The organism is Microbacterium timonense (assembly GCF_900292075.1).
Taxonomy (GTDB): domain Bacteria; phylum Actinomycetota; class Actinomycetes; order Actinomycetales; family Microbacteriaceae; genus Microbacterium; species Microbacterium timonense.
Map to the genome: position 1 here is coordinate 128,892 of NZ_OLMV01000007.1, position 11,337 is coordinate 140,228.

Annotated in this window: 10 protein-coding genes; 5 read left to right on the forward strand and 5 right to left on the reverse strand. The window is 70.7% G+C overall.

The genetic code is table 11. The features are described 5' to 3' along the window. Positions 1 to 2 precede the first annotated feature (2 nt). The 3 genes from C9992_RS16485 to C9992_RS16495 all read right to left on the reverse strand — a co-directional run bounded on the left by C9992_RS16485 (position 3) and on the right by C9992_RS16495 (position 4,758). A complete protein-coding gene (locus C9992_RS16485) occupies positions 3 to 2,915 on the reverse strand; it encodes a helix-turn-helix transcriptional regulator (protein WP_106816722.1) in 2,913 nt (970 codons plus the stop codon). A 243-nt stretch (positions 2,916 to 3,158) separates the two neighbouring features. Continuing rightward, positions 3,159 to 3,356 carry a hypothetical protein gene (locus C9992_RS16490; RefSeq protein ID WP_106816723.1) on the reverse strand — a complete coding sequence of 66 codons (198 nt, stop codon included), beginning with the start codon at positions 3,354 to 3,356 and terminating at the stop codon, positions 3,159 to 3,161. Positions 3,357 to 3,522: 166 nt separating this feature from the next. Continuing rightward, on the reverse strand, positions 3,523 to 4,758 hold the full coding sequence (locus C9992_RS16495; protein WP_106816766.1) for an acyl-CoA dehydrogenase family protein: 1,236 nt from the start codon (positions 4,756 to 4,758) through the stop codon (positions 3,523 to 3,525). Positions 4,759 to 4,948: 190 nt separating this feature from the next. Between C9992_RS16495 and C9992_RS16500 the strand changes: the two genes are divergently transcribed. Together C9992_RS16500 and C9992_RS18135 are read left to right on the forward strand one after the other, a co-directional pair. After that, positions 4,949 to 5,707, forward strand: coding sequence for an MBL fold metallo-hydrolase (locus C9992_RS16500; protein ID WP_106816724.1), 759 nt, complete (start codon positions 4,949 to 4,951; stop codon positions 5,705 to 5,707). 44 nt (positions 5,708 to 5,751) lie between these two features. Then, entirely contained in the window at positions 5,752 to 5,907 is a 156-nt protein-coding gene (locus C9992_RS18135; RefSeq protein WP_160150915.1) for a hypothetical protein, read from the forward strand. A gap of 5 nt (positions 5,908 to 5,912) precedes the next feature. Here C9992_RS18135 and C9992_RS16505 read toward each other — a convergent pair whose 3' ends face one another. Together C9992_RS16505 and C9992_RS16510 are read right to left on the reverse strand one after the other, a co-directional pair. After that, positions 5,913 to 6,302, reverse strand: coding sequence for an MmcQ/YjbR family DNA-binding protein (locus C9992_RS16505; protein ID WP_106816725.1), 390 nt, complete (start codon positions 6,300 to 6,302; stop codon positions 5,913 to 5,915). A gap of 74 nt (positions 6,303 to 6,376) precedes the next feature. Beyond that, the gene (locus tag C9992_RS16510; RefSeq protein WP_106816726.1) at positions 6,377 to 7,066 is read right to left on the reverse strand and encodes a TetR family transcriptional regulator; all 690 of its coding nucleotides are present in this window, start codon (positions 7,064 to 7,066) and stop codon (positions 6,377 to 6,379) included. 117 nt (positions 7,067 to 7,183) lie between these two features. On the opposite strand from C9992_RS16510, the gene C9992_RS16515 reads away from it, so the two are divergent. The 3 genes from C9992_RS16515 to sucD all read left to right on the forward strand — a co-directional run bounded on the left by C9992_RS16515 (position 7,184) and on the right by sucD (position 11,023). After that, positions 7,184 to 8,764 carry an FAD-dependent oxidoreductase gene (locus tag C9992_RS16515; protein WP_106816727.1) on the forward strand — a complete coding sequence of 527 codons (1,581 nt, stop codon included), beginning with the start codon at positions 7,184 to 7,186 and terminating at the stop codon, positions 8,762 to 8,764. A gap of 171 nt (positions 8,765 to 8,935) precedes the next feature. Next, the gene (gene sucC, locus C9992_RS16520; RefSeq protein ID WP_106816728.1) at positions 8,936 to 10,102 is read left to right on the forward strand and encodes an ADP-forming succinate--CoA ligase subunit beta; all 1,167 of its coding nucleotides are present in this window, start codon (positions 8,936 to 8,938) and stop codon (positions 10,100 to 10,102) included. Positions 10,103 to 10,120: 18 nt separating this feature from the next. Then, a complete protein-coding gene (sucD, locus tag C9992_RS16525; RefSeq protein WP_106816729.1) occupies positions 10,121 to 11,023 on the forward strand; it encodes a succinate--CoA ligase subunit alpha in 903 nt (300 codons plus the stop codon). The last annotated feature ends 314 nt before the right edge of the window (positions 11,024 to 11,337 follow it).

An 11,337-nucleotide genomic window follows, 5' to 3' on the forward strand; every position in this document is an offset into this window, starting at 1 on the left:
CGTCAGGCAGAAGAAGAGGCGGATGCCGCGGCGGTGTAGAGCGCGGCGGCCTCGGCGCGGTTGGCGGCGCCGATCTTGGCGAGGATCGCCGAGACGTGCACCGAAGCCGTCTTGGGGCTGATGAACAGGCGCTTGCCGATCTGCGGGTTGGTCAGGCCTTCGGCCACGAGCTGCAGCACCTGCAGCTCGCGGGGGGTGAGGGTGGCGACGGCGCCGGTGGGAACGCCGGTGCCGGCTGAGACGAGGCCCGCCTGTGTGGCGAGGTCCGTCGCCCACCGGCCGACGCGCGATACTCCGAGCCTCGGCGCCTCTGCGGCGACCTCGGCGAGCAGCGCCGAAGCGTCGTCGCGTGCACCGGTGTCGATCAGGGCCCATGCCAGGCGCACGCGCGCGGCCTGCGTGTGCCATACCGGCATGCCGCCATCGGCCAGGACCTCGACGATCCCGCGCCACGCCGCGAGGCGTGCCGCGGCATCCCCTTCCGCATCGGTCAGCACGGCGCGGATGAAGGACGCGTGGATGCGGGTGGCGCCGTGATCGGGCCAGGCATCCAGGGCGCGCTCGATGCTCGATCGTACGTCGGACGCAACGCGCAGGCCCGGAGTGATCCCGAGCAGCGCAGCCGTCACGAGGCCGTAGCGCCGCACGGCCGGCGGGCCCTCGTCGTTCTCGGCGACGGTCAGCACGGCGCGGGCGGCCTCGGTCTCGGTGCCGCCGCCCCGCAGGGAGAGGACCGCCTCGGCACGCTCGATCTGCCACCACCCCTCCTTGTCGGGGTACCGGCGGAAGGCGTCGTCGATCGTCGCGCGCTCGGTGACCAGCAGGTCGTCGCGCTCGGCGGCGCGGTCGTCCCACGAGAGGTGGGAAGCGAGAAGCCGGAGCACCGACGCGCCCTCGGCCGGGCTCAGCAGTCGACGCGCCCGCTGGGCATATCGGCGGGCCGCATCCGGTCGTCCTGCCGCGAACAGCGCGAACGCCAGGGAATGGGCAATGCCGCCGCCGGATCCCCGTTCGATGCCCGCGCGCACGACATCGTCGTAGAGCTGGGCACCCACCACTGCCGCGTCCGCGAAGCGCCCCACGCGCAGCAGCATGTCGGTGAGCGCGGCGCCCGCGTAGGCCCGCAGCGGCGGCTCGAGCCGCAGCGTCATCGCCCGCTCCAGGGGAGCCAGGGCAGCCGGCTCGTCGTCCTCGTCGCCCGCGATCCGCCATGCCTCCACTGTCAGTGCCACCGCCAGGGCGGCGTCGTCGCCGGCCTCTTCCGCCAGAGCGATCGCGCGGGCGGCGTGCTCTGCGGCATCCGTCCCGTGCTCGTCCAGGGCGATGTTCGTGAGCACGCGCGAGAGCAGGATGCGGGCACGGCGGTCCTCGAGGCCTTCCAGGAGCGACGCTGCCTCGGCCAGATCGTCGGGCGCGGCGCGGTGCTCGAAGTTGAACGCCTGCACGAACCGCTGCCGCAGCAGGGCTGCGCGGGTGATCGGGTCGTCGGGACAGGCGGCGAGGCCCTCGTTCGCCGAGCGCAGGGCGCGCTCCGACTCGCCCAGGTCGTGCCACGCCTGCGCGGCATCGAGGTGCAAAGCGGCGAGCGTGGTGCCCGAGCGGGTCTCGGCGTCCGGCACCTGCTCCCACAGTTCGGTGAGACGCTCGGTGAGCTTCGCCGAGGTGGCGGGGGAGAACCGCGAGCGCGACTGGCGCAACGCCGTGACGGTCGCGTCGAACGCGGCGGTCAGATCGCGAGCGGCCAGCCAGTGCTCGGCGATCGCCGAGGCGTCGTCGGGGGAGTCGCCGTGATGCTGCTGCAGGTGCTCGGCGTAGCGACGGTGCACGCGCACGCGCTCGCTGGGCAGCATCTCAGCCTCGACCGCTTCGCGGGTCAGTGCGTGCCGGAACGCGTAACCGGCCCCGTCCGAGAGGATCACGCGCGTATCGATCGCCTCGCGCACGGCCTGGTCGCGTGCCTGCTCATCGATCGCGGTGACCGCCGCCAGCACGTCGTCGTCGACGTGCATGCCGCCGGCGGCCATGGCGCGTACGATCTGCTGGGCGTCGTCGCCGAGCCGGGCGTAGCGGGCCAGCACGAGCTCGCGCAGGGTGTCGGGAAGGGCGCGATCCCCCAGGTCGACGAGCTCCTCGACCAGGAACGGGATGCCGCCACTGCGCTCGGCGAGAGCCTCGATCATGCGGGGGTCGAACCCGGGCGCCAGCTGCGCGACCTGCTCGGCCACCTCGTCGGGGGTGAGCGGCGACACCTCGACTCGGACAACGGACCGGGTGCGGTCCAGTTCGGCGAGCACCGGGCGCAGCGGGTGGAAACGGTCGATGTCGTCGGAGCGGTACGTCGCCACGAGCGTCAGCCGACGGCCGCGGAGCGTGCTGGCAAGGGTCTTGAGGAGCGCCATGGTGGCGGCATCCGCCCACTGCAGGTCTTCGAGGATCACCACGAGGTGCCGTCGCTGCGACAGGCGTTCGAGGAGCACCTCGATCGCCTCGGCGAAGGCGCCGGCCGGTTCATCGGACTCGGGGGTCTCGTCGGCGATGCCCGGAACCAGTGCCGCGAGACTCGCGATGGCGGCTGCGGAGCCTGCCGCCTCGCGCAGCGCCTCGGTGCCGACGGCGGCGTGCAGGTCGCGCAGCACACGCCGCACCGGGCCGAACGGCGCACCGATCGGACCGAGGTCGACGCATTGGCCGAACGCGATGACGAGCCCCTCGCCGGCCGGCGTCGCGGTGGCGAGCGATCCGGGCGCGATCACCGCGAGGAACTCCTGCACCAGGCGGGTCTTGCCGACTCCGGCCTCGCCGCGCACGATGACGGTGCGCGGCACGCCGTTCTCGCCGTCGTCGAACGCCTCGAGCAGGGTGGCCAGCTCGGTGTGCCGGCCGACCATGCGCGGGGTCGAGGCGAGTGCGGGCATGGTCATATCGTGGCACCCGCCCCCGACGCCCGTACCGTGTCCATCCTTGCTCCCTCCCTGGATGCTTCCCGCGTACCGTCCACGCTGCTCTCTAAGACCCTTCCCCGTCCATCGGGCGGATGCCTTAGTCCGGCCATGGGTCCTGGCAGGAAAGAGGGCGAAGCCTTGCGGCTTCGCCCTCGGGCGCATTGCGGGGCACAGGTCCGGGATGCGCATCCCCTCGCGACTCGCGCGAAGGGGGGATCAGTGGCTGGACGCGATCGCCGCGGTGCGGGCGCCGCGCCGCGCGCCCACGTGCAGCCAGGCGGTGAGCGGGCGGCCGTGCGGAGGCGTGAGCGAGGCGCCGCGCTCGCGCTGGGCGATGAGCATCGCGTTCTCGCGGGCGAGGTCTTCTGCGCGGTGGGCGTCGAGCATGTAGCCGGTGTAGGTCGTGTCGTTCATGGGTCGCTCCTGTCTGCGGCGGAACCTCGGTGCGGTTCCGGTTCGGCTGACAGGTACGACGATCCTCGCTAAGGGGGTCCCTCCCCATCGGGCGATCGTCTTGTCTTGCGGCCCGGCGGTGCCTTAGTCGGCCGGTCCCGGTGACTAAGGCGCCTCACCTGATGCCTCAGGCGAACGCGCTCATACCGGTGATGTCGCGGCCGATGAGCAGCGCCTGCACGCTCTCCGTGCCCTCGTACGTGTGGATCGCCTCGATGTCGGCCATGTGCTGCATCACCCCGTTCTCGAGAAGGATGCCGTTGCCGCCGAGCATGTCGCGGGCGACTGCCGCGATGCGGCGCGCGGCGCGGGTGTTGTGGTATTTCGCCAGCGACGCCTGGGTCGGGCGCAGCTGCCCGCGCTCCTCGAGATCGGCCATCCAGCGGCAGTACAGCTGCATCGCGGTGAGCTCCTCGAGCATCTGCGCGAGCCGCTCCTGCACCATCTGGAATTTCGCCAGCGGCTTGCCGAACTGCACGCGCTGCTGCGAATAGGCCAGTGCCGACTCGTAGCAGGCGGTCGCGTGACCGAGCGCCGACCACGCGACACCCGAGCGGGTCGAGTAGAGCACCGTCGAGGCATCCTTGAAGCTCTGGGCGCCCGGCAGCACGGCGTCGGCCGCCACGCGCACGCCGTCCAGCACGATATGCGCCTGGTGGATGCCGCGCAGCGACGCCTTGCCCGTGATCACGGTGCCGGTGTAGCCCGGGGTGTCCTGCTCGACGAGGAAGCAGCGCACGGCACCGTGGAATTCGTCCTCGGCCTCGACGCGTGCCCACACGAACGTGATGCCCCCGGAGGCCCCGTTGCCGATCCACTTCTTCGCGCCGTCCAGCACCCACTCTCCCGTGGTGGCGTCGCGCCGGGCGACCGTCTCGAGCGAGACCGAGTCGGAACCGTGGTCGGGTTCGGTGAGGGCGAAGGATGCCGGGACCTCGCCCCGCGCGATCGGTACGAGCCAGCGCGCCTGCTGTTCGTCGCTGCCGAACAGGGCGAGTGTGCGCAGGGCCAGTCCGCCCTGCACGGCCAGCACGGTGCCGAGCGACCCGTCACCTCGGGAGATCTCCATGTTGACCAGGCCCGCCGCCAGTGGTGAGAAACGGGTGAGGTCGGGGTGCACGATGCCGTCATTGAAGAGGTCCAGCTCGCCGGCCCGCATCGCGAGATCGAGCGGGTAGGCGGCGGTGTCCCACGCATCCAGCATCCGGGTGCCCACCTCGTCGATGTAGGCCTTCGCGCGGTCCCACACCTCCCGATCCGCTGCGGGGATGTCGGCGAACACCGCGTAGTAGTCGGTGTCGCGGCGGGCGGTCACGTCATAGCCGGCGACCCTCTGACCGGGGCGGGGCTGGAAGTCGGTCACGATCAAGACTCCTGGGCTTGGGAACGGTGGGACTGAATCCCATCAGTCATAGTACTGAGTCTCAGGGTGAGTGCGCCCGTCGCCGCTTCCCGGATGCGATGGGCCGTCGAGATCCGTTGTCTGTATCACCCTCGCCGTCTCCCTGACAAGCCCCATCTTTCCGCGGCGTCTTGCGGGTGAAGGTGTCGGCATGACCCGCGAACGAGAAGGCGTGACCGCCGTGGCGGACGGCGTGCTGCGCATCCATCGCGCCGGCGTCAACTGCTATCTCATCGCGGCCGCCGACGGCCTCACCCTCGTCGACGCGGGGCTTCCCGGTATGTGGCGGACGCTGCGTCACGCCCTCGACGGCCTCGGCGCCACCCCGGACGACATTCGCGCGGTCGTCCTCACCCACGGACATTTCGACCACGTCGGCCTGTGCGACCGGCTGAAGGCCGAACACCACGTGGCCTCGCACATCCATCCCGCCGACAGCGAGCTCGCACGGCACCCGTACCGGTACGACCACCAGGCTCCCCGGTGGCGCTACCCGTTCCGCTTCCCGGCAGCGAACCCGCTGCTGCTGGCCATGGTCGCCGCGGGGGCGCTGTGGGTGGAAGGCACCAAGACTCGCGACGGCGTGACGCCCGGTATCGCGATGGACGTTCCCGGCCGCCCGGTGCCGGTGTGGTCACCGGGGCACACCAACGGGCACTGCGGGTTCCTGCTCGCCGACAAGGGGGTCCTCTTCACCGGCGACGCGCTCGTGACCCTGGATCCCTACACCGGCAGAACGGGGCCCCGCATGGTCGCCCGGGCCGCGACCGCGGATGCGGAGACGAACCTGCTGAGCCTGGACCGGCTCGCCGACACGGGAGCCCGCCTCGTGCTTCCCGGCCACGGGGCTCCCGATGAGGGCGGCATCCGTCGGGCCGTGGATCAGGCGCGCCGCGCGGGGATCGCGTGAGAACCCATGCATCCCGAATCGATCGCACACGAGAGGAGTCGCACATGACCTCCACCGGCAAGCCGTTCGCGTGGCTCAGCCACGCGTTCGGGGGTCGCTCCTGGACCGAGCAGTATCGCGTCATGATCGGCCAGCCGCGGCGCCGTCGTGCCACCTGGCGTGCCACTCTTGCCGAACACCGCCGAAGCTTGCCGCACTGACGCGGTCATCTCTCGGCCTGCTCGAGCTCGCGCCGGAGATACTTCGGAGCCTGCACGCGCCATGCCTCGGTGACGAGCTCGGCGAGGTGGTCCTCGGGGATCGCCGCCATGCGGAAGGCGACTTTCGGCTCGCCCCACGGTGTGGTCGTGCGGAGGAAGATCTCGGGCTGCATCTCGACCAGCGCGAGGGCGTCGAGGGGGTCGGCGACCTTCACGCCGACGACCAGCTCGCTCGCGATGACCTCCCGCATGTCGTCGGGAATGCTGGGCCACGGATGGCACTCCCACGCGTAGAGCTTGCCCCGCACGAACCACGCGGCTCCGCCGGTCGTGGCGCGCTCCTCGCTCCCCGGCAGCTCCGCGGCGGTGCGTCGGACGTCGTCGAGGGTGGCCACGAGACGAGCGTATGAACGGCCTCCGACATCAACGGGCGATGTGAACGGGCGAACGAGGCCGCCGCGGGAGCGGGTCAGCCGTCGAGGTGTTCGCGCAGCCTGCGGGCGAGTTCGGCCGTCGGGGTTCCCCGGCGGAACACCGCCACGACCACATCGTCGGCATCCGGCTCGCGTGCGGTGTCGGGCAGCACCCCGAACCGGCGGCGCGCGTCGTCCAGCGCCGCGCGCAGCACCGAGGCCGGCACCTTCTTGGGTCCGCGGATCAGGCGGCGCAGCACGTGATTGTGGACCGCCGTCACCAGGGCGGAGAAGCCGACCGCGTCGAGCGGGTCCAGGCCCGGCAGGGACGCTCGGAGGTACTCGTCGAACAGCCGCTCGTACCGGAACACCGTCACGATCTCACGGTCGCGCAGCGCCGGCACTCCACGCACGACCTCATAGCGGCGGCGGGCGAGCTCGGGATCGGCGGCGAAGTGCGCATAGACGAGGAGGGATGCTTCGCACACCGCCGCCCACGGATCCTCGTGCGGCTGGGCCAGAAAATCCCGCAGGCGGCCCAGCAGAACCTCATGGTCGGTGAAGACCACGTCCTCCTTGCCGCCGAACTGCCGGAAGAAGGTCGACCGCGACACCCCGGCCGCCTGGGCGATCTGCTCCACCGAGGTCTGGTCGAACCCCTGCTCGGCGAAGAGCTCCAGCGCAGCGGCGACTACGGTCGCACGGGAGGCGGCCTGGGTGGTGGAGGCGGCGGCGGTGTCGGACATCTCGGGGGAGAGCCTAATGCGCGCGCGGCCGGCGGTTGCGGCATCCCCGCCGTCGTACCGCTCCTGCGCGCTGTCAAGGCCATCGACGCGGCGGCGTTCGAGCGGTTCACTGGGCAGATGAGGCCCATCTGGAAGCAAGACGCGGAGGCGGTCGCCGGAACACCCTTCGAACCCGGCCGTCGCCGCGACGTCATCGTCGTGGGCGCAGGGCTCACCGGGCTGTCGACGGCGCTGATGCTGGTGCGCGAGGGCAAGGACGTCGCCGTCATCGAGGCCGGTGACGTCGGCGAACTCGCCTCCGGTGCCAACACCGGGAAGCTCACGCTGCTGCAGGGATCCGTGCTGTCGACCCTGCGCCGGCATCACCCCGCGCGCCTCGTGCGCGCCTACGTCGACGCGAATCAGGACGGCATGCGCTGGCTCATGACGACGGCCGACGCCCTGGGCGTGCCGTACACCCACCGCACCGCCTACTCCTACGCACAGAGCGCCGAGGGCGTCGAGTGCATCGAAGCGGAGTCGGAGGCGGCGGCCCAGGCGGGTCTTCCGGTGCGGCGCGTCGAGCCCGATCAGCTCGCGCAGTCACCGTTCCCGATCGTGGACGCCGTCGCCCTCGACAACCAGGTGGCCATCGACCCGATGCGGATGGTGGTCGCCCTCGCGAAGGCGTTCCTCCGGGAAGGTGGCGTGCTGCACACCGGTGTGCGGGTCACCCGGGTGCATGCGGTTCCGCGCGCCGGAGTGGAGACCACGGCCGGGTACGCCGAAGCGGACCAGGTGGTGCTGGCGACCGCCACGCCCATCACCGATCGCGGTCTCTATTTCGCGAAGATCCGCGGGCTGCGCTCGTCGTGCGTCGCCTTCACGACGGACGCGCCGTTGCCCGAAGGGCTCTACCTCGCGGTGGATGGCGAGACGAAGTCCGTGCGATCGATCACCCCGGGCGACGGTCCCGTCGAGGCCGCCCAGCTGATCGTCGGAGGCAACGGGTTCCCGACGGGGCGTGCGGTGTCGCCGCGTGCGGCGGTGGACGGGCTGGTGGAGTGGACCCAGCAGCACTTCCCCGGCGCGCAGCCCGTGACGGCGTGGTCGGCCCAGGACTACGAGTCGCACGACCTCATCCCGTTCGTCGGCGCCATGCCGCGCGGGCTCGGGCACCTCCGCTTCGCGACCGGCTACGCGAAGTGGGGTCTGTCCAACGCGCCGGCCGCGGCGCTGCGGCTCACCGCCGAGGTGTGCCGCATACCGCGACGTCAACGTCCCGATTGGATGAACGTCATCGCCACGCGCTTCACCGTGCCCGCCGACCTCGCGCGCGGCGGCGTCGAGAATCTGCGTGTGGGATGGCAGGCCGCATCGGGATGGATGGGCGCACAGGCGGTGCCCACTCCGGTCCGCCGCCCGGCCGAGGGTCAGGCGGTGGTCGCCAACCGCGCCGGGCACCCCGTCGGGATCTCCACGGTGGACGGCACCACCCGCGCCGTCAGCGCCGTCTGCCCGCACCTGCACGGGGTGCTGCGGTGGAACGACGCGGAGCTCACGTGGGACTGCCCGCTGCACGCGTCTCGTTTCACCGCCGAGGGTCGCCGCATCGAGGGACCCGCCCTGTGCGATCTCACACGGCTGCCACGGGTGCCGGGTGAGGAGACCGAAGAGCCGGAGGATGCCGCGGCTGCCCCGGCCACGGCCGTCCGGTGACCGGCGCGCTCGGCCCGGCGGGTCGCGCAGGCGGTGAGGAGGGCGTCGGCGCGTCGCTGCGGTCAGGGACGTTCAGCAAGCGGTAGTAGGCTGGGGGACTGGTCGATATCTCGACGTCGAGACGCTTTCCGCGTCGTTCCCACCTCATTCGCTACAGCGAAGGACTGCACTGTGGATCTGTACGAGTACCAGGCACGAGACCTTTTCGAGAAGTACGAGGTGCCGGTGCTCCCGGGCATCATCGCCGACACCCCCGAGGAGGCGAAGGCCGCCGCGGAGAAGCTGGGTGGCGGCGTCGTCGTCGTGAAGGCTCAGGTCAAGACCGGGGGCCGCGGCAAGGCGGGCGGCGTCAAGGTCGCCAAGACTCCGGATGAGGCCTACGAGGCCGCGAAGGCCATCCTGGGCCTGGACATCAAGGGCCACGTCGTCAAGCGTGTGATGGTCGCCGCGGGCGCCCGCATCGCCAAGGAGTACTACTTCTCCGTGCTGCTGGACCGCGCCAACCGCTCGTACCTGTCGCTGGCGAGCGTCGAGGGCGGCATGGAGATCGAACAGCTCGCCGTCGAGAAGCCCGAGGCTCTCGCGCGCGTCGAGGTCAACCCCGGCACCGGCATCGATCACGCCAAGGCCCTCGAGATCGCCGAGGCCGCCGGCTTCGACGCCGAGCTGGCCCCGAAGGTCGCAGACGTCTTCGTCAAGCTCTTCAACGTGTACAAGGGCGAGGACGCCACGCTCGTCGAGGTGAACCCGCTCATCCTGTCCGAGGACGGCGACATCATCGCCCTGGACGGCAAGGTGACCCTCGACGACAACGCCGAGTTCCGCCACCCCGGCCACGCGCTCCTCGAGGACAAGGCGGCCGCCGACCCGCTGGAGGCCAAGGCCAAGGAGAACGACCTCAACTACGTGAAGCTGGACGGCGAGGTCGGCATCATCGGCAACGGCGCGGGCCTGGTCATGTCGACCCTGGACGTGGTCGCCTACGCCGGCGAGAACCACGGCGGCGTCAAGCCCGCGAACTTCCTCGACATCGGCGGGGGCGCCTCGGCCGAGGTCATGGCCGCGGGCCTGGACGTGATCCTGGGCGACCCGCAGGTCAAGTCCGTGTTCGTCAACGTCTTCGGCGGCATCACCGCGTGCGACGCGGTCGCCAAGGGCATCGTCGGAGCGCTCGCGGAACTCGGAGCCACGGCATCCAAGCCGCTGGTCGTCCGCCTCGACGGGAACCGCGTCGAGGAGGGCCGCAAGATCCTCCAGGACGCCAACCACCCGCTCGTGACCCTGGCCGCCACCATGGACGAGGGCGCCGACAAGGCAGCCGAACTCGCCAACGCCTGACCCGGATAGGAAACAGAAATGTCGATCTTCCTCAACAAGGACTCCAAGGTCATCGTCCAGGGCATCACGGGCGGCGAGGGCACCAAGCACACCGCGCTCATGCTCAAGGCGGGCACCAACGTCGTCGGCGGCGTGAACGCCCGCAAGGCCGGAACGACGGTCCTGCACAAGGACAAGGACGGCGCCGACGTGGAGCTGCCCGTGTTCGGCTCCGTCGCCGAAGCCATCGAGAAGACCGGTGCGGACGTCTCCATCGCGTTCGTCCCGGCCGCTTTCACCAAGGACGCGATGATCGAGGCCATCGACGCCGAGATCCCCCTGCTCGTGGTCATCACCGAGGGTGTCCCGGTCGGAGACACCGCCGAGGCATGGGCGTACGCCACCGAGAAGGGCAACAAGACCCGCATCATCGGGCCCAACTGCCCCGGCATCATCACTCCGGACGAGTCGCTCGTGGGGATCACGCCGGCCAACATCACCGGCAAGGGCCCGATCGGCCTGGTCTCGAAGTCGGGGACCCTGACGTACCAGATGATGTTCGAGCTGCGTGACATCGGCTTCTCGACCGCCATCGGCATCGGCGGCGACCCGATCATCGGCACCACCCACATCGACGCGCTCGCCGCCTTCGAGGCAGACCCCGAGACCAAGGCGATCGTCATGATCGGTGAGATCGGCGGCGACGCCGAGGAGCGCGCGGCCGACTTCATCAAGGCCAACGTGACCAAGCCGGTCGTGGGCTACGTGGCGGGCTTCACTGCTCCCGAGGGGAAGACCATGGGTCACGCCGGCGCGATCGTGTCCGGCTCGGCCGGCACGGCGCAGGCCAAGAAGGAGGCCCTCGAGGCCGCCGGCGTCAAGGTCGGCAAGACGCCGTCCGAGACGGCGGCCCTCATGCGCGAGATCGTCCAGTCGCTCTGACCCGGAGGCGGATTCACGCCGTCTAGAGCCTCGGATGAGCCCCGCTTCGGCGGGGCTCATTCTGTGCGTCGGAGGCATGTATTCCGAAACGGGAATCCGACTCTCCCTTGTGGATGGTCTCATTCAGGGTCTACATTCCAACCGGAGCGTATGGAAGCTCGTCTTCCGTGCGGGGGGTGGGGATTTCTGTAGGACGAATGGGCAGAAGGGGCCCCATGAGTCGGAGATCCCCCGTTTTCGGGGTTTCGCGTGTGCAGCGGCGTGTCGATGACACGGCGCTGCGCAGAGTGCACGGCCGGCGGCGGACCGCGGTC